The following is a 25470-nucleotide window of genomic DNA, read 5'->3' as shown; positions in this document are numbered from 1 at the left end:
TTTATCGTTATCATGTTTAAAAATATAACGATACTTCATTTGAAACCTATCTGTTATGGCACAAACTAAAGCACCTTTTATAACAAATGCAAACTTTCAATAAGAAGATATATACCTGTGCAGCTCAAAAGAATATACGTAAATATTTTAAAAATTCGTTGATTAAGCCATTTGAAAATAATTTGACCTATAAACAAACCTAAAAATACAATTGGAATGGCATAAAGACTTGATTCCCAAATGGTTTTGTTTGTGCCAGTAAAGAGTATTTGGGTTACTAGACTAATGAAATATATAAACAAATAAAAAGCTAATGTAGTTGCTCTTAACTTCTCTTTTTCAGTATCAGTTCCTGTAAAATAAAGTAACAGGGGTGGGCCGGGCATACCGATACTTGTCGTTAAAAGACCAGATAATCCACCAACTATGAAATCTCTAGATTGTGTTGATCTAATCTTAACGTTGCATATTAGCAATAATGTTAATAGTAAGAGTAGGATGCTAACTGCTAATTTAAAAGTGTTTATGTTAACGGAAATGAAAATTAAAATGCCAAAAGGAACACCAACTATACTTCCAAAAATAAACCTTTTCAGTAGAACAAAATCAACGTCCATTCTTATTTTCCAAATGAGTGAAATGGAAATAATTAAAGATAAAATAATGTTTATTTGTATAGCTTCTTGTGGTAGAAATAACATAAGTAAGAAAGGGGTTGCCATTATGGAAAAGCCAAAACCTGTACTTGCTTGCAGAATAGAAGCCACTAATATAATACATACGAAAATGAATGTGATACCCAAAACAGCCCTCCTATTTAATCAAGTTTAACTAGTTAAAGTCTATTATTTAAGTGCAATATTTCACAAACTCATTTGTATTTTAACATAAATATCTAGTTTTTTCTCAAATAGTATTGCCATATAAGGCTCTTTAACTAAAAAATCCGACTTACATTTTGAAACAATTTTATTATGGGGAAACAAATAATGAATGGGATCCAAATGTATTGATTATCATTAAATTATTCACTGAGATCCCCGCGATAAAATAAGAACATCCATATAAAACTTACAAAAATACAGCATGTAGCTAATAAACTGCCAATCATTTGAGGAGAAAGAATTTCTAACAGCCCTCCTGTAAAAAACATCGATAACTGAATAAGAGATCCGTAAATAGAATAATGGAATGAAAAAACTTTACCTATCATATTTTCGTGTGTGTAAGTTTGAAGTAATGTCGTATCAAGTGGAACGATGATTCCTCCTGCTATACGCATACAGAATAAAGTAATGATACCGATAATAAGTTGATCGGATAGAATGAATCCGAGAAAGAAAATTCCTTGTAATAAGTAGGCCCAACCGAATACTTTTTTCATTTTTTCTTTATTATGGGATATATAAAGATTAACGAGAAGGCTTCCTATCATAAGCCCAGCCCCTTGAACCGTATATAAAATCCCAATGTTCGTATGGAAAATTTTTTCGGCATAGATCGTTAGAAGTAGTTGATAAGCGCCTCCAATAATGCCCCATGAAATGCCGACAAGAATTAATGTTAAAATGATTTTTGTTTGTAATATGTATGTATAACCACCTTTTATATCAGTGAAAAATGCTTTGTTCTTGTTACAAGTATCATGAGCAGGAATACTCATGTTATAAATAAAATAGGCTGAAATAAAGTATGATAGGCTATTTACTAAAAAAGCGAACTCAATATGTAAAGATTGTGTAAGTATCCCGCCCAAAGAAGCACCTATAATAGACATAAAACCAGTAATTGTACTAGAAAGAGAGTTAGCAGTTACGAAATGATTTTGGTGTACGATATTTTTTAAGGTTGCTTGTTTAGCTGGTTCAAATAAACAAGCAAGTACAGATAAACATATATTAGCAATGAAAATAATCTCAATTTTATAGCCTGCGAGTAAGTATGTAAGAACTAGAATTCCCCGTGTAATATCGGTGAAAATCATAATATTCTTTTTAGAGAAACGATCTACAATTCCGCCTATGAATGGACTAAGAAGAAGCTGTGGTAAACTTTTACTTATAAAAGTAAGTGCGATCATAAACGGCGATTCCGTTATGCTGTAGACAAATGTTAATAAAGCTACCGTATGGAACCAATCCCCAAGTACACTTAATGTTTGCCCATAAAATAGTTTATTGAAGTTTTTATTTGTTTTAAGAAGTGTGGAATAAGAAACTGACATAAATAGATTATTCCTTATGTAATGACGATGTTTGAATTTGTTCTTTCCACTCACTTAAATACACTTTTTCCGCTGTAGGAAGTCCAACAGGTAATTGTGCAATCAATTCTAAACTATTTCCATCAGGGTCGTTAAAGTATACGGCTGCATGTGCTAATTCCGGAAAAACAATCGGTTCAATTGGTTCCATTCCAAAGTCTTTTCGTGCTGAAATTCTTTTTTGATTTAGCCAATGAATCGCATTTTCTAAATCATGTAAACTTACTTGAAAGGCGATATGTCGTAAAGAGGGGTGATAATTCACTTTGTATTCTGTGCCTTCCCAAAGGCCGAGCCAACTCTCATTTTCTTTAATCCAAAAGAAAGCAATATTATCTCCTCTTTTATATAATTTTAGCCCTAGTGATTCATAAAAAGGTATTGATACTTTTAAGTTGCGGACAGGTAAATGTGCTTCGTAAAGACCTCTAATCATTGTAATCCCCCCTTAGTAAAAATGTTTCTTATTCCATAGTAAACAATATGTTGTTAGTTGAAATCGCAAATAAGAGGGATATAAATTCATACGAAAGTATGAAAAAAACAGCTCAAATATGAGCTGTTTTTTTTATAGTTTTTCGTTCATTTGTCAAGGGTAGGATATATTAATATCCGTATCCGCCGCCACCCCAACAGCTACATCCGATGATGATTAGAAGGATGAATAGTACGATAAGCAAAGCAAATCCACCGCCGAAACCAGCGCAACTTCCACCATAACTCATATGTTTTCCTCCTTTTTAGTAAGTTAATCTATATGGTTCATGGACTACTATATACAGTATGTTTTTTGTATAGAAAACGAGCCAGTCTCATTTATAATTAGACAAATGCCTGTAGATTCATTAGGATTGCATGTTAGTGATTTGTAAATAAACCTTTACGTAATTCATAATTTAGGCATAAAAAATAAAAAATTGTAAAAAAAACCATTTTCTTATTTTTTTATGAGAGAATATGTACTATAATTTTACAAGTAATATTATGGGAAAAGGGAGTTTTAGTATAGAGATGGAGATGGGACAATTAAAAAATAAAATAGAAAACAAAAAGAAAGAGTTAATTCAACTTGTTGCGAGACACGGATTGGATCATGATAAAGTTTTGTTATTTAGTCGTGATTTAGATATACTTATTAATAAGTTTATGAACATAAAAGACAAAGTGCATAAATAAAAAATTTATAGTTTTTTATATTAAGATGTTTCACAGAAAGGAGAGGACAGTAATTGGAACATTTACAGGAAGAATTGTATAAACAAATAAAAGAAGAAAAAGGTACAGTTACAATTTTCTTAAAGAGTGGCGTTAGAATAATAGGAGAAGTTGTTGGAGTAGATAAATTTACAGTTTTAATCTTAGTGGATGGAAAACAACAGCTTATTTATAAGCAGGCTATATCAACAATAATGAAATAAGACACTCTTGTTGAGTGTCTTATTTCATTATTGCTTGCATGCCTCAACATCAATGCCGGCAGCAATTAACTTCTTTTCTCCATCTTGTTCAATGATTTTTTGTAATTTAGATAGGAAAGAATCAAAGTTTGTATGCTTTGCTACTTGGAATGTCATTTTATGTTCAATTGGTAGCCACGTATCAATATCAGCTTCGTTATGCTGGATTTTCACCTCAAGTTTATCGAGTGCATTAGCAACTTTTGCTTCGTACGTTTCTTTCGCTTCAAACTCCATCCATAAGTCATATAATTCCTCACCGAGAGAACCTGTTAATGTTTGTTTAATATTTAAAATAGCTTCTAGTTCATTTTTTTGTTTTTGTAGCTGTAAGTCATGACTATTCATTGTATCAAATGCAGGGATATCACCAGCTTCGGCTTCGACTAGATCGTGAATAATAACCATTTTAAGTAATTTCTCAATATTTACTTTTTGATCCAAATAAGGTTCAACTAAAATGGCCATTAGAGACATGCGCCATGTATGTTCGGCAACACTTTCTTGACGTCCGTTGGAAAGCCAGCTATGTCGCATTTCATATTTTAGTTTTTCTGCTAATGCAATGACTTGTAAAATGTTGTGTTCCATCGTGATCCTCCTCACTTATTCATACCATAATTCTAATATAGAAATGAAATGTGTCAATTTCATGAGTATATTGCGATAAACAGATGATAAGCGTATAATACATGTTATATGTGAAAACGTATTATTAAAATAAAAAAATGTTATATAAAAATGGAAAGGAAAGGGCAGAAATATGGGAGAGAAAAATCAAGTATTAGCTAGACCACAAAGAAGAAAAAGGAAGTTTGATATTTCTAGCCCAGTGGGCATTATAGTAGGTTTCATTATAGTGATAGCGGCAATTATGCTTGGCGGCGGTGGAATAAAAGCTTTCAAAAACTTTTTAGATGTTTCATCTATTTTAATTGTCATAGGGGGAACAACAGCGACAATTGTTGTGGCATATCGATTTGGAGAAATAAAAAAATATACGAAAAGCATTTTTACTGTTTTACATAGAAGAGAAGAAGATTTAGAACAGTTAACGGATTTGTTTGTCGATTTTTCGAAAAAGTCTAAAAAGCACGGCTTACTTTCTTTAGAGGTAGATGGAGAGCAAGTGGATAATCCTTTTATTCAAAAAGGAATTCGATTAATGTTAAGCGGTTACGATGAAGATGAATTAAAAGAAGTGTTATTGAAAGATATTGAAACGGAAGTGTATGAGTTAAGAAAAGGAGCAGCATTATTAGATAAAATTGGTGATTTTGCTCCAGCTTGGGGCATGATAGGGACTTTAATTGGTCTTATCATTATGCTCCAAAACTTACAAGATACATCGCAAATTGGTACAGGGATGGCAGTTGCGATGTTAACGACATTATATGGGTCTGTACTTGCGAATATGATTGCAATCCCTCTTGCGGAAAAAGTATATCGTGGTATTGAAGATTTATATACAGAGAAGAAGTTTGTAATAGAAGCAATTTCAGAATTGTATCGTGGACAAATCCCTTCTAAATTAAAGTTGAAACTGGATACATACGTATACGAAACAAAGGTAAAAAAGGTAAAAGGAGCAGCCTAATATTTCAAGGAGTGGTATGATGAGTAAAGGACCGCAAAAGGGATCGCCTCGTTGGATGACGACTTTTACAGATTTAACGATGTTATTATTAACTTTCTTTGTATTACTAGTTGCTACATCAAAGCAAGATGCAGTAAAATTGTCAAAGATGCTTGAAAAGTTTAGTGATACGGGGCAAGTAGATGCAAAAGTAATGGAAAATACAATACCAGATATTTCACATGAAAAAAATGATGAAAAAATGATCTCAAAAAAGAGAATGGATGAATTATATAAGAAGTTGAAAGCGTATGTAGATAATAACGGTATTAGTCAAGTGAATGTATATCGAGAGGATACAGGGGTAAGCGTCGTTATAGTAGATAATTTAATATTTGATACAGGCGATGCAAACGTTAAGCCCGAAGCGAAAGGGATAATAAGTCAATTAGTTGGATTTTTTCAATCCGTACCTAACCCAATTGTTGTAGAGGGACATACAGATAGTAGACCTATTCATAACGAGAAATTCCCTTCTAATTGGGAGTTATCTTCAGCACGAGCGGCAAATATGATTCACCATTTAATTGAAGTGTATAATGTGGATGATAAAAGGCTAGCTGCGGTAGGATATGCAGACACAAAGCCAATTGTACCAAATGATTCACCGCAAAACTGGGAAAAAAACCGTCGCGTTGTTATTTATATAAAAGAGTAGTATATTATTATTTTAATAATAAAATAATGAAAATACGAAAATTCTTTTAAAAAAATATTAAATTTTATCATTTTATTTTGTATAATGAGTGAGAATGATAAGGTGAAATATTAAGATATATTTATACATAGAAGGAGAGAATTAAAAAGAATGGCACATAAAATTTTAGTAGTAGACGATGCGATGTTTATGCGAACGATGATTAAAAACTTATTAAAAAGTAATGCTGAATTTGAAGTTATCGGCGAAGCAGAGAATGGGATAGAAGCGATTCAAAAGTATAAAGAACTTCAACCTGATATTGTAACATTAGATATTACTATGCCAGAAATGGACGGGCTTGAAGCATTAAAAGAAATTATTAAAATTGATTCAAGTGCAAAGGTTGTTATTTGTTCTGCAATGGGACAACAAGGTATGGTATTAGATGCAATTAAGGGCGGGGCAAAAGACTTTATTGTAAAGCCATTCCAAGCCGATCGTGTAATTGAAGCTTTAACAAAAGTAGCAAATAGTTAATATAGAAGGGGTGCCACAAGGAATCAAAACAGTGATAGCGGATCGACGTGTGGCCCCCTTTTTTCTCATTGTAAAACACTAAATTGTTATACATAAATGAAATGTTTGTTAGACAGGTAGGGGATAAAAATGCAAACAGATCTATTAAATATATTTTTCGAAGAGTCAGAAGAACATTTACAGTCGCTAAATGAAAATGTGCTAGTGTTAGAGCAAAATCCTGCTGATATGGATGTTGTAGGAGAAATATTCCGCTCCGCTCATACATTCAAAGGTATGTCTGCGAGTATGGAATTTACGGAGATGGCTGATTTAACGCATAAGATGGAAAATGTGTTAGATGAAATTCGTCATGGAAATATAGTTGTAAATGCGGATATTATTGATGTGATTTTTGAGTGCATTGATAATTTGGAGAAGATGGTTGCAGATGTGCAACAAGGTGGAATGGGCAATATTGATGTAGCCTCAACTAAACAGAAATTAGAAGCGTTATTGAACGGCGATGTAGAAACTCCTACGGAACATATAGAGCAAAATCATATAGACAACGATGATGCAGTTTCGCATGAAGTGCATATAACAGTTGAACAGCAAGCAATTTTAAAAGCAGTACGTGCCATTATGTGTATTGAAGCATTGCAAAATGTAGGAAATATACAAAAAACAGCTCCGAGTATTGAAGAAATTGAAGCAGATGCTTTCGGATTTGAATTTACAGTATTTATGGATACGGATTGTAGTATAGAAGAGTTGAAACAAGTAGTACTTCATGTTTCTGAAATTGAGAAAGTGGAAGTAAAGCAAGGAGAACCTATATCGAAGGAAGTAGCTTCTAAAAAAGTTGTTACACAAGAAGTTGTGCAAGTAGAAGAAAAGCTACAACCAGCTGTGGCTACGCAGGTAGAATCACCAATAGAGGCAACGAATCAACCTTCAAGTGCTATGCCAGCTAAAAGTACTACAAAAACGAAAAATGCTAAAGTGGAGAATCGTTCAATTCGTGTTCAATTAGAGAAAATCGAAAGATTAATGAATATGTTTGAAGAAAGTGTAATTGAACGTGGGCGCATTGATGAATTGGCTCAAACGATTCAAAACAAGGAGCTAATTGAACATTTAAATCGATTAGGCGATATTTCAAAAGATATTCAAAATGTACTATTAAATATGCGTATGGTGCCGATTGAAACTGTGTTCAATCGTTTCCCGCGTATGGTACGTATGTTAGCGAAAGATTTAGGGAAAAAAATCGATTTACAAATTACAGGTGAAGATACTGAAGTAGATAAAATTGTTATTGATGAAATCGGTGATCCGCTCGTTCATTTAATTCGAAATGCAATCGATCACGGTGTTGAAACTGTTGAAAAACGACGTGATGCAGGTAAAAATGAGACAGGTACGATTAAATTAGAAGCCTTTCATAGTGGAAATCATGTCGTTATTCAAATTACGGATGATGGAAACGGTATTAATAAAGGGAAAGTATTAGAAAAAGCGATTAAAAATGGCGTTGTAACTGAAGCAGATGCGAATAGATTAACAGATCGTGAAGTGTTTGATCTTATTTTCCAACCAGGATTTAGTACAGCTGAAGTTGTATCAGATCTTTCTGGACGCGGTGTCGGATTAGATGTTGTAAAACATACGATTCATAGTTTAGGTGGACATTTAATTATTGATTCTGAGGAAGGAAAGGGAAGTACATTTAGAATTGAACTTCCATTAACGTTGTCTATTATTCAATCTATGCTTGTTCAAACGAATGATAAGCGTTATGCTTTACCTCTTGGAAATATCGTTGAAGCAATTCGAATTAAGAGAGAAGACATCCAATCCTTACAAGGGAAAGATGTGTTAAATTATCGTAATCAAATTATTGAAGTGAAACATTTAAGTACTGTATTTGGTGAAAAAACAGTAGATGAGGCGTTTGCGTCATATGATGGTCAAATGGTTCCTGTGTTAATTGTTCGTAATACACATCGCAGCTATGGACTTATTGTAAACACAATTATCGGTCAAAGAGAAATAGTCTTAAAGTCATTAGGTGACTTCTTTGCAGAGAGTTCTAACTATTTCTCTGGTGCGACGATTCTCGGTGATGGACGAGTGGTCCTCATTTTAAACCCAGAAGGTTTATAATAGGAATGAAGGAAAGCTCCCCACTTGTATACAATTGGGGAGCTTTTTGGCTAATTGCTACGAATCTAATAATGGGATACATAGTAACGTTTTATACTAATGAGTTTGCTAAAATCAAATGAGAGTTTATATTATTTGATAGAAAAACAGAAATGAGGAGGCAGGGAAAATGCCTGAGCAACACACAAAAGGGGATACGAGCACGATTGTGCTAGAAAAAGAAAATGAGCATTTAACGCCTCAAGAATGCGATATTCTTGGCGAAATTGCAAATATATCATTTGGTTCAGCTTCGACTGTATTATCAACAATTTTAAATAGGCAAGTAAGCATTACTGCTCCTCGCATAGAGTTGGTAGATTTATATGATTCAAGAGATGTCGAAGTTCCACATGTTGTATTAAACATTCATTTTACAAAAGGATTAGATATGGAAAACCTTCTTGTCCTTAAGCAAGATGTTGCATTATCCATTGCTGATTTAATGATGATGGGAACAGGTGAAGTGGAGGACGGAAAAGAACTTGGCGAATTAGAGCTAAGTGCTGTACAAGAAGCGATGAATCAAATGATGGGATTCGCAGCTACATCTATGTCGGAATTCTTCCAAGATACAGTAGATATGTCTCCGCCGACGATTAAAGTTGTAAAGTTATCAGAAGAAATGGAGAAAATTTCTGAAATCGATGGGAATCATACGATTGTTAAAGTGTCGTTTGATTTAAAGATAGATAATCTTGTAAACTCTAAACTTGTACAAATTGTTTCAGTTGATCATGCGAAACAAATGGTAAATAAATTAATGCAATTATCTGGTGAAGTAGAAGAAACAGTCGAACCAGCAGAAGTAGTGGAAACTGAGATTGTAGAAGAACAAGTTGAAAAAGAGCATTTAACACAAGAAGAGAAAGATGTACTTGGTGAAATTGCAAATATTTCAATTGGTTCCGCTTCAACAGTATTGTCAACGCTTTTAAATCAGCCAGTTACAATTAGTACACCAAATGTGGAAGCAATCAATGTTCGTCATTATGATGGAGTACCAGTGCCATTTGTTATTTTAAATGTTGACTTTGTTGAAGGGCTAAAGAATGAGAATGTATTCGTATTTACGAAAGATGTCGCCTTAACAATGGTAGATTTAATGATGATGGGAACAGGGGAAGTTGATCCGGAAAAAGAGCTTACTGAATTAGAACTGAGCGGTATTAAAGAAATTATGAACCAAATGATGGGTCATGCTGCTACGGCGATGTCAGAAATGTTCCAAGAAAAAATGGACATGACGCCGCCAAATGTTAAATTTGTAACGTTAAAAGAAGAAATGGAGTATTTGGGAGAGTCAATGGAAGTGGACGAACTCGTTCAAATTACGTTCAATCTTGAAATTGGTGATCTGCTTCAATCGAAAATGTATCAAATTTTGCCAATTTCTGAAGCGAAAGAAATGGTAAGGCGACTTCTGTATCCAATGGTGGAAGAAGAAGAGATTGCCACAGAAGAAATTGAAGAAGAAAAAATTGTAGAACCAGTTGTGCAACCTATTGAATTTAAAGAAGTAAAACAAATGGAACCAGTATATATGGACACGTCCATTCTAAAAAATGTAGAAATGAACGTGAAATTTGTATTTGGAAGTACAGTGAAAACGATTCAAGATATATTAAGTTTACAAGAAAATGAAGCAGTTGTGCTAGATGAGGATATTGATGAACCAATTCGTATTTATGTAAATGATGTATTAGTGGCGTATGGTGAACTTGTAAATGTAGATGGATTTTTCGGAGTAAAAGTGACGAAATCACTATAAGGCATTGAAATAGGAGTTTGAACTAGTAGATGAAAAACGTAAAGTTTTTTCTAATGAGTTGGCTATGCATACATGTATGCTTGTTCTTCCCCTTGCAAAGTCAGGCTGAGGAACAAATTGAGTCAGATCAAAAAATAAATGAAGTGAATGTACAAGAAGAAAATAAGGAATCTCAAGAATCGTCAGAGCAAGTGGAAACGAAGCAAGATGAAGAGAAACAAAAAGAAGCAGAACAACAAGAAGTAGTAAATAAACAATTGAGTGAAAGAAAGATAGAAACAGAACAGGGAATTATTACAGTAAATAAGCCGGAGCTTAAAGTTGGCGAAGAGGTGCGAATTGCTGTAGAACCAAATGGGAAAAACATTCAAAGTATGAAAGGGATATTGCAGTTACAAAAAAATGGGGAGCAATATGCGCAAGAAAGAATGTTATCTTTTGAGTATGATGAAGAAACGAAGAGCTGGGTTGCTAACTATAAAGCAGGGGATTTTGATTTGCAAGGTGATTGGAATCTTCAGCTCGTTCAAAGTTACAAAGAGAATGAGAAAGAAGAGCTCATAAAAAATGAAGTGAAAGTCCCGCTCATTCGTATTAAAAATGAAACGCCAACTATAGATAAAGAATTGCCAAAGTTACAGAAAGTTACTATTGATGAAGTAAAAGAGAACTTAGTTGAACGAAAACAGGGAGATTCTATACATATACGAGTAAAAGCATCAGATATAGAATCGGTTGTAAAAGAATTGCGCGTTACATTAAAAGGGAAAGAAAATAAAGAGCTTTCGTTTTTATTAGACTACAACAAGCATGATATGGATTGGCAAAAAGTATTTGAAATAACAGAAGCATTGCCGGCTGGGCCATACGAATTACTTGTAGAGATAATAGATGCAGCAGGTAATAAACTTGTTGAGGAAAGTGAATATACCATTTCTGTTTTGGTGCCAAAAAATGAAGATGATAAAAAGATAGAAGAGAAAGAAGATAAATTAGATAATAAACTAGAAAATGAATTAGAAGATAAGAAAGAAAATGAGAAGCAAGAAGATTCCAAAGTCAAAAACCCGGTTCTAGAAGAAAATTTGCCAGTTGTTCAAATTCCGAAGCGAGATGAGAAAGTAAATAAGTTTATAAAAGAACCGTTGGAAGAGAAAGAGGAATTTACTTACGTTATAAAAGAGCCGTTCGAAGACAACAAGGAAGTACATAAGGCGAAGGACCAAAAAGAGAAAAATAACAAACAAGTTGCCTCTAAAAAGAAAGAACAAAAAGAAGAACCGAAAGACAAGAAAGAAGAAAAAGGTGAACAGGGAGTGCAAGCTTCTGATGTGTTTACTATCATGTCAGGTTTATTCGTACTGTTTTTAGTTTTAAAGAGTAATAAAGAATGGGGCTAATTATTTCATAGTAGTGGAGGCGCTTAAATGGAGATTAAACGTACGACAATTGAAGATAAGGCGTTACAACCATTAAAACAGCCTGCAGCTATTTCGGAGCATGAGATCCAGAAAGAACGAAAGCGTAGCAATTTAGTGTTTACTGGACAGTCTAAAATTATTTCGAAAAATAATGAAATAGGTATTTTACTTGCAAGTTTAAGTGATGGAAAGATTATGAAGGAAATGCTTTCTAAAGAGATGGATACAGTGTTACAACTTTTTAAAAAGTTACACACGTTATCTGGAGAAGGAAAGCAAACAGAAAAAATATTTGAACAAGTAATTAGAAGCCTACAAGGGCTTGTTAAGCAGGCTCATATAAAAGAACTTCCTTTGTTAGATGGAACATATGATTTCGCTGAAGTACAACTATCATTTGGTAGAAAAGTACATATTCCGTTACTAGATGTGAGTGCACTTATCTCTAGAGTGGAAAGTGATTCTTCAGAAGGAAATATAAATTTGATGGTAACGGTTATTACTGCTTATATAACGAAATTGTCTAACGAAACAATTTTAATTAGCGTTACAGACCGCATTGCTAAAGATCGGGATGTAAGTGTATGGAGAGCGCTTGCGGAAATGAACATGACACAATTATCACAGGCATTGAAACAAACGATGCAAGAACATAAATGGTCTATGACGCTTCTTTTTCTCTTTGTATGGATTGTCGGTATTATTTTAATTCGAGTTATGTAAAAAGGTCGTCACTCCATTGTGACGACCTCTTTTATATTTTTTCGTAGAAGAATGTATCAAATCGCTGAAGATTGTAACGCTCGGGTGTTAAAATTTGTTCCGTACTACCAACAAATAGTACACCGCCTTTTCGTAAAGAACGACTAAATTTTTCGTAAAGTTTTACTCTTGCTTCTTCTGTGAAATATATCATTACATTGCGACAAATAATCAAATCATAATTTGTATCGAATGACTGCATTAAAAGGTCATGTTGTTTAAACGAGACGTTTTGTTTAATGTTTTGATGCAATGAATATAGATCATTCTCTTTTGTGAAATGACGTTCTTTCAAATCATTAGGTAATTCCTTTAACGAACGTTCTGTATATTGACCGCGTTTTGCGGTTTCTAAAATATGAAAATCAAGATCTGTTGCTTGAATTTCAAAACGAAATGGAGCAAGATGCTTCGATAAAATTAAAGAGAGTGTATACGGTTCTTCGCCAGCAGCGCAAGCGGCACTCCATACCTTTAATTTTCCGCTATTTTGTTCGAGTAATTTTGGTAGTGCTTTCGACTCTAAAGTTTGCCATCGTTCTTTATTTCTAAAAAACTCTGAAACGTTAATTGTAATATAGTCAATAAAATTTAAAAATAAATTTTGATCAGCGCGTAATTTGTTTAAAAAATTAGTGTAGTTTTCGAAGCCTTTTCTCGAAATGAAAGCATCGATTCTACGGCGCATTCTATCTTGTTTATATGAAGCGATGTCCATATTGAATTGTTGTTTAAAACTCGCGATAAAATGATCATAATCTTGTTCAATTATCATATTTACAATGGGCACAATAATGATATTGTGCCTCCCCCTTTACATCATACGAATTTTTTGTTCAAAGCTTTTTTTCATTTGCTTTTCATGTAATCCTGGTAAATCATAAATGACAGCATCAATACCTGCTTCTTTTGCAACATCGACAGGGATGACAGATGTATGTTTGTCCCCATTATAAAAACAGAGAACTAAATCAGTGTCTTCAATAATTTGTTTAACAAAAAACATATAATCTGATCGGTAAATGGAGTCAGAAGGATGATCAAAAGCAACATATTCGGCTCCGTGTTTTTTTAAGTAATCAACGACTTCTTGAAATTCATCTGTAATTGCTTGCAATGGTTGCAGCGTGTAAAGGCATAAATTTTGAGCGAGTCTTTCATTCTCAACGAAAAAACGAAGAACCTCATTTTCAATAGATTTATAACATAATATGTAAATTTTATGTTTGTGAGCATAGTCATTTAAAAATTTTTTAATTTCTTCTTGATCTAATGCTGTTAATTGATTTGAACCACAAAGGAAAATATTCATAGAATTGTGCCACCTCATGCTAAATTGTAACATATCTTTTATAAAAAATAACTGCAAAATATTACTGTTCAGAGTATAATTATAAATAACTGGATTTTACGATTAAGTTTAGGAAGAAATAAAAAATAAATAGGTGATATATATGCTACGTTCTATCTCGCATAATCCAATTTTATCGCATATACCGCCTGCTACTCAAATGCCGAAAGAAGCAAATGTCAGGACAGGACTTGCATTTTCGGATAATTTGCATGCAGATCCGAAAAAAGATAAATTACTAGAACAAATGGAAGCGTTTGTGGATAATATTGGAGAAATTAAAGAGAAAATTGAAATGGAATTAACGCTTGATAATGTAATGGAATACAAAAATACAGTAAAATCATTTTTGAATTTCTACGTTGATAATGTATTGCAGTATAAAGATGTCATGTCTCGTCACCCACGTTACGGATATTCACAGAAAATGACGATTGTGAAACAGGCAGAAATGGGATTGAATGAATTAGAAGATGTGATGAATTTAATTAACACGAAAACAGGACATTTAGAAATGTTAAATCAAATTGGAGAAATCCATGGTTTAATTGTGAATTTAGTCTTGTAAAAGGAAGGAAGCTATATGTACATACAATTATATGAAAAACTCGTTATTATTCAAAAAGCGTATGAAAATATTCAAGCGCTTGGAGAGCAAATATATGAGAATTTAAAAAATAAAAATGTAAATGCAGTTCAAAAGTTGCAAGTAGAGCAATTGCAGTACATTGATGGTTTAAAAGGGTTATCAAGCTCATTTGAAGAAATGGTTGTTCAGTTCTGTAAAGAACAAGGAGTTGAATCGTTTCGTGTAAGTGCGTTATTTTCGTATTTTTCTCAAGAAGAAATTGAAAAAATGGAAGAATTACAAAAAAACGTAACTGAATTAGAAGAGAATGTAAAAATGATTCTTTTGAAAAATCAATATTACTTAAACGTACTATTAAAAACTACAGAAAGTATTGTGGATTCTGTTTCTGAATATAACTTAGAGCGAAACAATAATTCGCAAATCTTTATGAACGAACTATTGTAAAGGAGAAGTGAAGCTTTATGAGATTATCTGATTATAATACACCGCTATCGGGCATGTTAGCGGCTCAAATGGGGTTACAAACAACAAAACAAAACTTGTCTAACATTCATACACCGGGTTATGTTCGTCAAATGGTGAATTACGGATCTGCTGGAGGGAGTAAAGGGTATGCACCAGAACAAAGAATAGGGTATGGTGTACAAACATTAGGTGTTGATCGTATTACAGATGAAGTGAAGACAAAGCAATATAATGATCAAATGTCACAGTTCTCTTACTATGCATATATGAATTCTACTTTGTCGCGAGTAGAGTCTATGGTAGGAACGACAGGTAAAAATTCATTATCTAGTTTAATGGATGGGTTTTTCAATGCTTTTCGTGAAGTTGCAAAAAATCCGGAGCAATCAAATTACTACGATACATTAATTGCTGAAACGGGGAAGTTCACAAGTCAAGTAAGTCGTCTAGCGAAAAATTTAGATACAGTGGAAGCACAGACGACAGAAGATATTGAAGCGCATGTTAATGAATTTAATCGACTTGCTGCTAGTTTAGCAGAAGCGAACAAGAAAATTGGACAAGCTGGTACACAAGTACCAAATCAACTATTAGATGAACGTGATCGTATTATGACAGAAATGTCTCAGTATGCAGATATAGAAGTATCTTATGAAGCTACAAATCCTAATATTGCAAGTGTTAGGATGAATGGTGTTTTAACTGTAAATGGTCAAGATACATATCCACTTCAATTACAGAAGGATAAAAAGCCAATGTCTGTACAAATATCTGGAACAGATATCCCATTAAGTGGTGGAACAATTTTATCGGCAATTGATACGAAAGCAAAGATTACAAATTATAAAGATAATCTGAATGAGTTTGTAAATTCGTTAAAAAAACAAGTGAATAATACTATGAAGAAAGAACTTTTTGTAGGAGAAGATGCGAAGAAACTTGAATTGAATCCTGATTTTATAAAAGATATTTCAAAAATGAAAATTTCGGCTGAAACTGCCAACAACCTTGCGGCTATTACAGATAAAGGCTATAAGGATGGACTTACATATAAGCAAGCCTTAGATCAATTTTTAGTTGGGGTAGCCTCTGATAAAAGTTCAGTAAATGCATATCAAAATATTCATAAGGATTTATTAGAAGGTATCCAGCAAGAAAAGATGAGCATCGAGGGCGTAAATATGGAAGAAGAAATGGTTAATTTAATGGCCTTCCAGAAATACTTCGTGGCGAATTCTAAAGCTATAACTACGATGAATGAAGTGTTTGATAGTTTGTTTTCGATTATTAGATAAGGAGTAGTCATGTATAGTTGGTAATTGGAAATATTTAAGGAGGAGATAGAAATGAGAGTATCTACATTTCAAAATGCAAACTGGGCAAAGAATCAGTTGATGGATTTAAATGTGCAACAGCAATACCACCGAAATCAAGTAACCTCAGGGAAGAAGAACCTTCTTATGAGTGAAGATCCACTTGCAGCAAGTAAATCATTTGCGATTCAACATTCATTGGCAAATATGGAGCAAATGCAGAAAGATATAGCGGATTCGAAAAATGTATTAACACAAACTGAAAATACTTTACAAGGTGTTTTGAAATCTTTAACAAGAGCAGACCAATTAACAGTACAAGCGTTAAATGGTACAAATAGTGAAAAAGAATTGCAGGCTATTGGTGTAGAGCTTGATCAAATTTTAAAACAGGTCGTCTATTTAGCGAATACAAAAGAACAAGGTCGTTATATTTTCGGTGGTGATAGTGCAGAAAATCTGCCATTTACAGAAGATGGTACGTACCAGGGTGGAAAAAATGATGTGAACTGGAAACTAAATGACGGTTATGAATTCAAAGCGTTCCGTAACGGTGAAGCATTATTATCCCCTGTTATAAAAACGTTAAAACAGATGAGTGAAGCGATGCAAAACGGTGACCAAAAAGCACTAAAACCGTTATTAGAAGGAAATAAGCAAAACTTAGATGGCATCATTAACCGTACAACTGAAGTTGGTTCAACAATGAACACAATGGAGACGTTTAAAACAATTTTAAGCGAGCAAAATGTAGCACTTCAAGAAAACCGTAAAGAAATTGAGGATGTTGATTTAGCGGTCGCAATTTCTGATTTAGCTTATATAAACGCAACGTACGAAGCGACATTAAAAGCTGTTAGTACAATGAGTAAAACGAGTATTTTAGATTACATGTAAATGATAAGGAGTGAAAAATATGGCAGGAACAATATCTGATTATGGTGGCAGACAACAAATATGGAATTTAGGAAATAACATAATAGATACAAAGAAGTTAGTAGATTTAGAGTTACAAGCATTGGAAATGAAAAAATCACCTTATACTACACAAAAACAAACATTAACAAATGAAAAAAATGTGTATGCAAGTATGAAAAAAGAATTTGGAAATCTTGTACAAGTGTTCAAAGATTTATACGCATTTAAAGGTGATGAAAAGAAAACCACTCTATCCAAAGATGGTTTTATAAAAGCACAAGCTGACACTGCTACAATTCCCGGAACATACACGATTACAGTAGAACGGGTAGCTGAAAGACATCAAATAACTACAGCTCCACTTACTCCTTCAAAAACTCCTGAAGGTATGGAGCAAAAATTTAGTTTAGATTTAAAACTTGGAGTAGATGATGTATTTCAGATAAATGGAAAAGAAGTTAAAATCTCGAAAGATATGACGTATAAAGATCTGGTCAATAAGATAAATAATGGGAATTATGGTGCGTCAGTATATACATTAGGAGATCAACTATTTTTCACATCGACTACTGCAGGAGAAGCTGGGGAGCTGAAATTAACGGATGGTGCCAATGGTTTTTTACAAAATATAGGGCTAGTTACTTCTGCAAAAAATACGGATGGAACGAATGTTGTTGCACATCAAGTGACAGGAGCAATAAATGCTGAGTATACAATAAATGGAATTAAAGGGACTAGTAAAACAAATAAGATTGATACAATTCCAGGATTAACTATCAATTTAGAAAAGGAAACTACAGAACCAATAAAATTAACTATTGAAGATTCTGATATAAAAAATTCGATAGATTTAATAAAAAAAATGAAAGACGAGTATAATAAGGCTGTTAAGAGTTTAGATTTATTTGCTGGAGAAGATGGAGTAATGCAAGGGAATAATGTGTCATTTGCTATCAATAATGCAATGACAGGTATTTTTAAATTTTCCCAAGATGATAAGTATTTATTTTCTTTTGGAATTCAAATTGATAAAAAAGGTAATATGACTCTTGATGAAGAAAAATTAAAAACAGCTTTTAAAGAGAATCCGGAATCTACGAAACAATTTTTCTTTGGCTTAAATGGTCTAGGTCATGATACAGAGAAAAAGTTAGACGGGATATTTGGAGATGAAGGAATTATCGGGAAACGTTTTAAAAGTATTGAAAAGCAAGTAACTGATTTAGAGAGAAAAATTCAAGATATTGATACAGTTAATAAGGAAAAACAAAAAACAATTATTGATAAATATGCAAAATTAGAAAGTCAGTTAGCATTGCTTGATAGTCAGTTGAAGACAATTCAAGCAATGACAAAAACAAAAAGTGATGACTAATGAAAGCTGAGGAAGTGATTGTATGCAAGCATGGCAACGTTATATGCAAAATGATATTATGACGAGTAATCCAATTAAAAATACAATATTTATTTATGAAAGATGCATCATTGAGTTTCGTAAATTGGAAGAACTTTTAAATACATTCAAACTTCAAGATGGTGATGAACTTCTTGAAAAGTTAGAACGTATATTTGAAGAGTTGAAGCTCCAGTTAAATCCTGATATTACGAAAGATTTATACGATAGTTTATTTGGTTTATATGATTGGATTAGCATTCAAATTCAAACGATGAAAGTCACGCGTGAAGTAAAAGACATTGATGCCATTGTGCAAGTGTTACAAGATTTAATAGATGGATACCGTGGAGCGCTTGAAAATGAACAATGATATTTATCGAACGTTTGTCAGTTGTTTTAATGAAATCGGTGAATTACAAGTGTCAGATGAAGAGTTTGCTGAGAAGAGTGAGATGTTAAATCGCTGGATGATGACACTAGATGAAGAAAGACGTGCACAAGTTGCAGCAGAAGTAAGCCCATTCATTATTAAGGCAGCACAGCACATTCGAGATAAGCAAAAGATTTTGGAAGAAATGATAATGGCAAATGATGGGCGAATGAAGGCTAATTCATTTTACGGTAAATATTAATAATAATGTTTGGAAACAGATTCCCCTTTTAAAAGGGGGTCTATTCCTTCGTTTACATAAAGAACTCCGCTGATTGAGGTTTCATTTTATGACTGTGATGAAACAATAATAGTAATCTAAATAATAGAAAAATGGACTTTAGTTTGTAGTTTATCTATTGAAATGTTCTATAGATTACTATGTGTATACAGTTTTTTTGCATTCTTTTTTATATTTTTGTATTTTTCTAAAGACAACAATGAAAAAATGGAATAAAATATGTAAGGGTACATAATAGTAAATATTTTAATAAACGCATATAAGAAAATAAATAATGAAGTGAAACTTCTATCAGTGGATCATTACGTTAGAAAAGGAAGGGTGTGGAATATGCCAGATTTAGTGAGTGATGTAAGCCATTATATGAATTATTTAGTGACGAAACGAAATACGGTTTCTAGTAATATTGCAAATGCGAATACACCTGGCTATAAAGCACAAGATGTAACATTTGCTGAGCAGATGAATAAAAGTAGTGCGTTATATAAAAATAATGCGGCTGATTTAAAGAGTAATCCAGATTTATATCAAACGAATGAAATGCACTTGCCGACAGTAAATACGAAAAATACATATGCAAAGATTCAAACAAAATCAATGCAAACGAATAAAGACGGAAATAGTGTGGATGTAACGACAGAAATGCTAGATTTAATGAAAGCAAATCAGTTATACGGTATTTCAGTTAACGCAATTAATACACAATATGCAATTAACCAAGCGGCACGCGGACGTTAAAAGTAGAAGGAGAGACAACGGATGTTTCAGGCAATTAATGCAAGTGGCTCAGGGCTAACGACAGCGAGAAAGTGGATGGAAGTTACTTCTAACAATATTGTAAATGCAAATACGACGGCGGCTCCGGGGGCAGATTTATATGAGCGTCGTAGTGTGGTGCTAGAATCAAACAATAGTTTTGCAAGTATGCTAGATGGGGCTCCTACTAACGGAGTAAAAATAAAAAGTATTGAAGCAGACAAAACGGAAAATTTAGTGTATGATCCGACGCATCCGCACGCAAATGAAGAAGGATATGTACGTTATCCAAATATTGATGTAACTGCTGAAATGACGAATGTAATGGTTGCTCAAAAAATGTATGAAGCGAATACGAGTGTATTAAATGCGAATAAAAAAATGCTTGATAAAGATTTAGAAATCGGCCGAGGATAAGGGGGAAGATAGTAATATGAAAATTCAACCAATGTTACATACACAACCATTTGGAGCAATTCAGTCAATTGGTGCACCGAAAACTTCTCAAACATCGGTAGCTCCGGAGAAAAAGTTTATTGATTTATTGGAAGATATGAATCAAACGCAAAACAATGCACAAACAGCAGTATATGATTTACTAACTAAAGGGGTAGGAGAAACACATGACGTTTTAATTCAGCAAAAGAAAGCTGAGTCTCAAATGAAAACAGCTGCTCTCGTACGTGATAATCTTATTGAAAATTATAAGTCACTAATTAATATGCAAATTTAGGAAAGTGGACGGGTGTGTTTAAATGGAAAAGATGAAAAATGTTATCCAATCGTTAAAAACGTGGCATAAGTTAGTAATCGGTGCTGCGCTTTTAGCGATTGTAACAGGAGCACTTTTATATTTCACCTTGCCAGATAAATATGTTGTTGTATATCAAAATTTAAATGATGCAGATAAACAAGAGATTACAGCAGAATTATCGAAGTTAGGTGTCGATTACCAATTAGCGGCCGATGGTTCAATTCGTGTGCAAAAGAATGATGCTCCATGGGTTCGAAAAGAAATGAATGGGATGGGCTTACCGTTTAATTCGAAAAGCGGTGAAGAAATTTTATTAGAAAGCTCTCTCGGTTCAAGTGAACAAGATAAAAAAATGAAGCAAATTGTCGGTACGAAGAAGCAATTGGAACAAGATATTGTAAGAAACTTTGCGACAGTTGAAACGGCAAATGTTCAAATTACATTGCCTGAAAAAGAGACAATTTTTGATGAAGAAAAAGCGAAAGGAACAGCGGCGATTACGGTTGGAGTGAAACGTGGACAATTGTTAACAGCTGATCAAGTTGCAGGTATACAGCAAATGATTAGTGCAGCGGTTCCTGGTGTGAAAGCAGAAGAAGTAAGTGTTATTGATAGTAAAAAAGGTGTTATCTCAAAAGGAGCAGATGAAGCACATTCTAGTAGTTCCTCTTCTTATGAGAAAGAAGTAGAGATGCAGCACCAACTTGAAGGTAAATTAAAGCAAGATATTGATGCAACGTTAATGACGATGTTTAAACCGAATGAATATAAAGTGAATACGAAAGTATCTGTAAACTACGATGAAGTTACACGTCAGTCAGAGAAGTATGGTGATAAAGGTGTACTTCGTAGTAAACAAGAGCAAGAGGAAAGCTCTACTGCGCAAGAAGGGGCAGATACGAAGCAAGGTGCTGGTATTACAGCGAACGGTGAAGTGCCAAACTACGGTACGAACAATAATCAAAATGGTAAAGTTGTCTACGATAATAAAAATGGCAACAAAATCGAAAACTATGAAATAGATAAAACAGTTGAAACAATTAAGAAACACCCAGAATTAACGAAAACAAATGTTGTTGTATGGGTAGATAATGATACGTTAGTAAAACGAAGAATTGATATGACTACTTTCAAAGAAGCAATTGGAACAGCGGCAGGACTTCAAGCTGATCCGAACGGTAACTTTATAAATGGTCAAGTTAACGTTGTAACTGTTCAGTTCGATCAGCCGAAAGCTGAAAAAGAGAAAGAGCCAGAAAAAAGTGGTATGAACTGGTGGTTATTCGGTGGAATTACAGCTGGCTTATTAGCAATCGGTGGTCTAGTATGGTTCTTATTAGCAAGACGTAAGAGAAAGAAAGAAGAAGAGGAATATGAAGAATACTTAGCAGAAGATGAAATTGCTGCAAGTAATGAAAGTATCTTGGAAATTCCTGAAGAAAAAATAGTGCCAGAGCCAAAACCTGAACCAGAAGAACCGAAAGAACCAACGTTAGATGAACAAGTGCAGGATGCTACGAAAGAACATGTAGAAGGTACTGCAAAAGTAATTAAAAAATGGTTAAACGGACAGTAAGGGAGGAACAACGATGTTAGATGAAATCTCCTCCAAAGAAAAAGCTGCCATCCTCATTCGTACATTAGACGAAGGGGTGGCAGCAAAAGTCATTGAATATATGACAGCTGAGGAAAAAGAAGTATTACTTCGTGAAATTGCGAAGTTTCGTGTATATAAACCAGAAACGTTAGAGAATGTACTAGGAGAGTTCTTATATGAACTAAATGTAAAAGAATTGAACTTAGTCACTCCAGATAAAGAGTATATTCGTCGTATATTTAAAAACATGCCAGAAGACGAACTGGAAAAATTATTGGAAGACCTTTGGTATAACAAAGATAATCCATTTGAATTCTTAAATTCACTTACAGATTTAGAACCACTTCTTACAGTGCTTAATGATGAGTCACCACAAACAATTGCAATTATCGCTTCTTATATTAAACCGCAACTTGCGTCTCAATTAATTGAGAGATTGCCAGATCATAAGCGAGTAGAAACGGTAATGGGTATTGCGAAACTAGAACAAGTTGATGGTGAATTAATTAATCAAATTGGTGAGTTGTTAAAAACGAAATTAAATAATATGGCATTTAGTGCAATTAATAAAACTGATGGCTTGAAAACAATCGTAAACATTTTAAATAATGTTTCACGAGGTGTTGAAAAAACAGTCTTTCAAAAACTGGATGAAGTCGATTATGAGTTATCTGAGAAAATTAAAGAAAATATGTTTGTCTTTGAAGACTTACTTGGTCTTGAAGATCTTGCGCTTCGCCGTGTATTAGAAGAAATTACAGATAACGGTGTTCTTGCGAAAGCACTTAAAATTGCAAAAGAAGAAATTAAAGAGAAATTATTTACATGTATGTCTTCAAACCGTAAAGAGATGATTCTAGAAGAATTAGATGGCTTAGGACCGCTTAAGATGACGGATGCTGAAAAAGCGCAGCAAACGATCACTGGTACAGTGAAAAAGCTAGAGAAAGAAGGAAGAATTATCGTTCAAAGAGGTGAAGAGGATGTCCTTATTTAAAAACAGAATTCCGAAGAATTCTGTTTCTTTTTCTGAAGAAACGTATGAATTACAATTTCCAAAACCAGCTTCAGTCCAAATAGAAGAGGAAGAATTACAAGCAGATCATGCAGAGCTTCGCGCCCAGCAAGAATCATTACATATGGAAATGAATCAGCTAAGGCAAGAGCAGCAAATGCTAGAACGAGAGCGTCAGCAGTTATTACAAGATAAAGAACAATTTCAAATGCATATTCATGAACAAATGGAACAGATGGAAGCAGCGCGTGTGCAGTTTCAAAAAGAACAACAAGAAATAGCATATGAATGGACAGAGTTATTATGGGATCAATCATTTCATTTAGCAGAAAAAATCGTGAATCAAGCGGTAGATTCACGATTGCTTGATGTGCTACCTATTTTAACTGGCATCGTGCAAACATTGCCAACTTCGTTTGAAAAATTAATCATTACAGTACATCCAGAAACGTTTGAACGTATTCAAGAAGAGAAGGAGAATACGAAAGAATATTGGTTACTACAATTAGTAGAATGGAAATATGATTTCTCCCTGCAGTTTGGTGAATTTGTTCTGGAAGAAGAGAAAGAGTTCTTTGAATTTAAATTTGCACCTATATTTGCGAAACTTCGTCAGAAATGGGAAGAAGAGAAGTTATTTGAGGAGCAAAATGTATGAGCCGCCTGTTAATGAATGAGAACGAAAAATGGAATAAGTTCATTGAAACACCGCTGTATACGAAAGTAGGCAAAGTTCATAGTGTACAAGAACAGTTTTTCGTAGCAAAAGGGCCGAAAGCGAAGATCGGAGATGTTTGCTTCGTTGGAGAACATAACGTCTTATGTGAAGTGATTGCCATTGAAAAAGAAAATAATATGCTACTTCCATTTGAACAGACAGAAAAAGTATGTTATGGAGATTCAGTGACACTAGTTTCAGAAGATGTTGTTGTACCACGTGGTAATCACTTGCTCGGAAAAGTGTTAAGTGCAAATGGTGAAGTGTTAAATGAGGAAGCTGAAAACATTCCATTACAGAAAATAAAACTAGATGCACCGCCTATACATGCATTTGAACGTGAAGAGATTACCGATGTATTTGAAACAGGAATAAAATCAATTGATTCTATGCTAACAATTGGTATCGGTCAAAAGATTGGTATTTTTGCTGGGTCAGGTGTTGGTAAATCAACTTTACTTGGAATGATAGCAAAAAATGCAAAAGCTGATATAAACGTTATTAGTTTAGTAGGAGAACGTGGCCGGGAAGTAAAAGACTTTATTCGAAAAGAGTTAGGCGAGGAAGGGATGCGAAAAAGCGTCGTTGTTGTAGCGACGTCAGATGAAAGTCACCTTATGCAACTTCGTGCAGCGAAACTCGCAACGTCTATTGCTGAATACTTCCGTGATCAAGGCAATAACGTATTACTTATGATGGACTCTGTTACTCGTTTTGCCGATGCACGAAGAAGTGTTGATATTGCTGTTAAAGAGTTACCGATTGGTGGTAAAACACTGTTAATGGAAAGTTATATGAAGAAGTTGTTAGAGCGGTCTGGAAAAACACAAAAGGGATCTATAACAGGTATTTATACGGTACTTGTTGATGGGGATGATTTAAATGGTCCTGTACCAGATTTAGCACGTGGTATTTTAGATGGACATATCGTATTAAAGCGTGAGCTTGCAACGCTTAGTCATTATCCTGCAATTTCAGTATTAGATTCAGTAAGTAGGATTATGGAAGAAATCGTTTCACCACATCATTGGCAACTTGCAAATGAAATGAGAAAGATTTTATCAATTTATAAAGAAAATGAATTGTATTTTAAGTTAGGAACGATTCAAGAAAATGAAGAAAATGCTTATATTTTTGAATGTAAAAATAAAGTAGAAGGCATAAATACATTTTTAAAGCAAGGCCGATCGGATAGTTTCCCATTTGATGATATCGTTGAAGCGATACACCATATAGTATAAGGCCTCTGC

30 protein-coding genes are annotated in these 25470 nt (G+C 33.7%); 23 read left to right on the top strand and 7 right to left on the bottom strand.

What is annotated here, in order from left to right:
- Nucleotides 1-77: 77 nt before the first annotated feature.
- The 4 genes from ACTFO4_RS09180 to ACTFO4_RS09165 form a co-directional block, all read right to left on the bottom strand.
- A complete protein-coding gene (locus tag ACTFO4_RS09180) occupies nt 78-803 on the bottom strand; it encodes a sulfite exporter TauE/SafE family protein (RefSeq protein ID WP_017672981.1) in 726 nt (241 codons plus the stop codon).
- 221 nt (nt 804-1024) lie between these two features.
- Nucleotides 1025-2224: an MFS transporter gene (locus ACTFO4_RS09175; protein ID WP_017672980.1), complete on the bottom strand. Its 1200-nt coding sequence runs from the start codon at nt 2222-2224 to the stop codon at nt 1025-1027.
- 7 nt (nt 2225-2231) lie between these two features.
- Nucleotides 2232-2699: a VOC family protein gene (locus ACTFO4_RS09170; protein WP_017672979.1), complete on the bottom strand. Its 468-nt coding sequence runs from the start codon at nt 2697-2699 to the stop codon at nt 2232-2234.
- Nucleotides 2700-2868: 169 nt separating this feature from the next.
- Entirely contained in the window at nt 2869-2988 is a 120-nt protein-coding gene (locus ACTFO4_RS09165) for a YjcZ family sporulation protein (protein WP_000120179.1), read from the bottom strand.
- A 232-nt stretch (nt 2989-3220) separates the two neighbouring features.
- Between ACTFO4_RS09165 and ACTFO4_RS09160 the strand changes: the two genes are divergently transcribed.
- Both ACTFO4_RS09160 and hfq read left to right on the top strand, forming a co-directional pair.
- Nucleotides 3221-3439, top strand: coding sequence for an aspartyl-phosphate phosphatase Spo0E family protein (locus tag ACTFO4_RS09160; protein ID WP_000291688.1), 219 nt, complete (start codon nt 3221-3223; stop codon nt 3437-3439).
- A 53-nt stretch (nt 3440-3492) separates the two neighbouring features.
- Nucleotides 3493-3681: an RNA chaperone Hfq gene (gene hfq, locus ACTFO4_RS09155; protein ID WP_000400664.1), complete on the top strand. Its 189-nt coding sequence runs from the start codon at nt 3493-3495 to the stop codon at nt 3679-3681.
- Between the two features lie 27 nt (nt 3682-3708).
- Here hfq and ACTFO4_RS09150 read toward each other — a convergent pair whose 3' ends face one another.
- Nucleotides 3709-4311, bottom strand: a complete 603-nt coding sequence (locus ACTFO4_RS09150; RefSeq protein ID WP_000400752.1) for an HD domain-containing protein — start codon at nt 4309-4311, stop codon at nt 3709-3711.
- Nucleotides 4312-4483: 172 nt separating this feature from the next.
- Between ACTFO4_RS09150 and ACTFO4_RS09145 the strand changes: the two genes are divergently transcribed.
- From ACTFO4_RS09145 to ACTFO4_RS09115, 7 genes are all read left to right on the top strand, one after another.
- A complete protein-coding gene (locus tag ACTFO4_RS09145) occupies nt 4484-5317 on the top strand; it encodes a flagellar motor protein MotP (RefSeq protein ID WP_000504191.1) in 834 nt (277 codons plus the stop codon).
- A gap of 19 nt (nt 5318-5336) precedes the next feature.
- Nucleotides 5337-6014, top strand: a complete 678-nt coding sequence (locus ACTFO4_RS09140; RefSeq protein ID WP_000033627.1) for an OmpA family protein — start codon at nt 5337-5339, stop codon at nt 6012-6014.
- A gap of 150 nt (nt 6015-6164) precedes the next feature.
- Nucleotides 6165-6533 (top strand): response regulator, encoded by a 369-nt coding sequence (locus tag ACTFO4_RS09135; RefSeq protein ID WP_000940566.1) that lies wholly within the window; start codon nt 6165-6167, stop codon nt 6531-6533.
- Between the two features lie 129 nt (nt 6534-6662).
- A complete protein-coding gene (locus tag ACTFO4_RS09130; protein ID WP_440013413.1) occupies nt 6663-8681 on the top strand; it encodes a chemotaxis protein CheW in 2019 nt (672 codons plus the stop codon).
- Nucleotides 8682-8850: 169 nt separating this feature from the next.
- Complete coding sequence (locus tag ACTFO4_RS09125; protein WP_078420966.1) at nt 8851-10491, top strand: flagellar motor switch protein; 1641 nt, start codon at nt 8851-8853, stop codon at nt 10489-10491.
- 29 nt (nt 10492-10520) lie between these two features.
- Nucleotides 10521-11891 (top strand): transglycosylase, encoded by a 1371-nt coding sequence (locus tag ACTFO4_RS09120; protein ID WP_440013414.1) that lies wholly within the window; start codon nt 10521-10523, stop codon nt 11889-11891.
- 27 nt (nt 11892-11918) lie between these two features.
- Nucleotides 11919-12635, top strand: a complete 717-nt coding sequence (locus ACTFO4_RS09115) for a hypothetical protein (protein WP_000403951.1) — start codon at nt 11919-11921, stop codon at nt 12633-12635.
- Nucleotides 12636-12666: 31 nt separating this feature from the next.
- On the opposite strand, the gene cheR is transcribed toward ACTFO4_RS09115, so the two are convergent.
- Both cheR and ACTFO4_RS09105 read right to left on the bottom strand, forming a co-directional pair.
- Nucleotides 12667-13449, bottom strand: a complete 783-nt coding sequence (gene cheR, locus ACTFO4_RS09110) for a protein-glutamate O-methyltransferase CheR (RefSeq protein ID WP_000582876.1) — start codon at nt 13447-13449, stop codon at nt 12667-12669.
- A gap of 39 nt (nt 13450-13488) precedes the next feature.
- On the bottom strand, nt 13489-13986 hold the full coding sequence (locus ACTFO4_RS09105) for a hypothetical protein (RefSeq protein WP_001020092.1): 498 nt from the start codon (nt 13984-13986) through the stop codon (nt 13489-13491).
- 142 nt (nt 13987-14128) lie between these two features.
- Here ACTFO4_RS09105 and ACTFO4_RS09100 point away from each other — a divergent pair, with 142 nt between their 5' ends.
- The 14 genes from ACTFO4_RS09100 (at nt 14129) to ACTFO4_RS09035 (ending at nt 25461) form a co-directional block, all read left to right on the top strand.
- Nucleotides 14129-14593, top strand: a complete 465-nt coding sequence (locus tag ACTFO4_RS09100) for a YaaR family protein (protein WP_000946323.1) — start codon at nt 14129-14131, stop codon at nt 14591-14593.
- A gap of 15 nt (nt 14594-14608) precedes the next feature.
- Nucleotides 14609-15061 carry a hypothetical protein gene (locus tag ACTFO4_RS09095; RefSeq protein ID WP_000275878.1) on the top strand — a complete coding sequence of 151 codons (453 nt, stop codon included), beginning with the start codon at nt 14609-14611 and terminating at the stop codon, nt 15059-15061.
- Between the two features lie 17 nt (nt 15062-15078).
- Entirely contained in the window at nt 15079-16377 is a 1299-nt protein-coding gene (flgK, locus tag ACTFO4_RS09090; protein ID WP_001239702.1) for a flagellar hook-associated protein FlgK, read from the top strand.
- Nucleotides 16378-16428: 51 nt separating this feature from the next.
- Nucleotides 16429-17292, top strand: coding sequence for a flagellar hook-associated protein 3 (locus ACTFO4_RS09085; protein ID WP_001266412.1), 864 nt, complete (start codon nt 16429-16431; stop codon nt 17290-17292).
- Between the two features lie 19 nt (nt 17293-17311).
- Complete coding sequence (locus ACTFO4_RS09080) at nt 17312-18688, top strand: flagellar hook-associated protein 2 (RefSeq protein ID WP_078420969.1); 1377 nt, start codon at nt 17312-17314, stop codon at nt 18686-18688.
- A 22-nt stretch (nt 18689-18710) separates the two neighbouring features.
- Nucleotides 18711-19079 (top strand): flagellar export chaperone FliS, encoded by a 369-nt coding sequence (locus ACTFO4_RS09075; protein WP_001149504.1) that lies wholly within the window; start codon nt 18711-18713, stop codon nt 19077-19079.
- Entirely contained in the window at nt 19069-19341 is a 273-nt protein-coding gene (locus ACTFO4_RS09070; RefSeq protein ID WP_001058084.1) for a hypothetical protein, read from the top strand. Before ACTFO4_RS09075 ends, ACTFO4_RS09070 begins: the two co-directional genes overlap by 11 nt.
- A 318-nt stretch (nt 19342-19659) precedes the next feature.
- Nucleotides 19660-20118 (top strand): flagellar basal body rod protein FlgB, encoded by a 459-nt coding sequence (flgB, locus tag ACTFO4_RS09065; protein ID WP_372588481.1) that lies wholly within the window; start codon nt 19660-19662, stop codon nt 20116-20118.
- A 21-nt stretch (nt 20119-20139) separates the two neighbouring features.
- On the top strand, nt 20140-20553 hold the full coding sequence (gene flgC, locus ACTFO4_RS09060) for a flagellar basal body rod protein FlgC (RefSeq protein WP_000484680.1): 414 nt from the start codon (nt 20140-20142) through the stop codon (nt 20551-20553).
- Nucleotides 20554-20569: 16 nt separating this feature from the next.
- Nucleotides 20570-20869, top strand: a complete 300-nt coding sequence (gene fliE, locus ACTFO4_RS09055; protein WP_000701670.1) for a flagellar hook-basal body complex protein FliE — start codon at nt 20570-20572, stop codon at nt 20867-20869.
- Between the two features lie 22 nt (nt 20870-20891).
- Nucleotides 20892-22466: a flagellar M-ring protein FliF C-terminal domain-containing protein gene (locus ACTFO4_RS09050; protein WP_000413931.1), complete on the top strand. Its 1575-nt coding sequence runs from the start codon at nt 20892-20894 to the stop codon at nt 22464-22466.
- Nucleotides 22467-22479: 13 nt separating this feature from the next.
- Entirely contained in the window at nt 22480-23484 is a 1005-nt protein-coding gene (gene fliG / locus ACTFO4_RS09045; RefSeq protein WP_000883356.1) for a flagellar motor switch protein FliG, read from the top strand.
- Nucleotides 23471-24160 (top strand): FliH/SctL family protein, encoded by a 690-nt coding sequence (locus ACTFO4_RS09040; RefSeq protein ID WP_000051695.1) that lies wholly within the window; start codon nt 23471-23473, stop codon nt 24158-24160. The genes fliG and ACTFO4_RS09040 overlap by 14 nt, the downstream gene beginning before the upstream one ends.
- Nucleotides 24157-25461 (top strand): flagellar protein export ATPase FliI, encoded by a 1305-nt coding sequence (locus ACTFO4_RS09035; RefSeq protein ID WP_000088690.1) that lies wholly within the window; start codon nt 24157-24159, stop codon nt 25459-25461. Before ACTFO4_RS09040 ends, ACTFO4_RS09035 begins: the two co-directional genes overlap by 4 nt.
- The last annotated feature ends 9 nt before the right edge of the window (nt 25462-25470 follow it).

It is taken from the genome of Bacillus cereus group sp. MYBKT14-1, from assembly GCF_051915185.1.
Taxonomy (GTDB): Bacteria; Bacillota; Bacilli; order Bacillales; family Bacillaceae_G; genus Bacillus_A; species Bacillus_A cereus.
The sequence above is the reverse complement of the archived record's forward strand: the minus strand, read 5'-3'. Positions and strand labels throughout refer to the sequence as shown.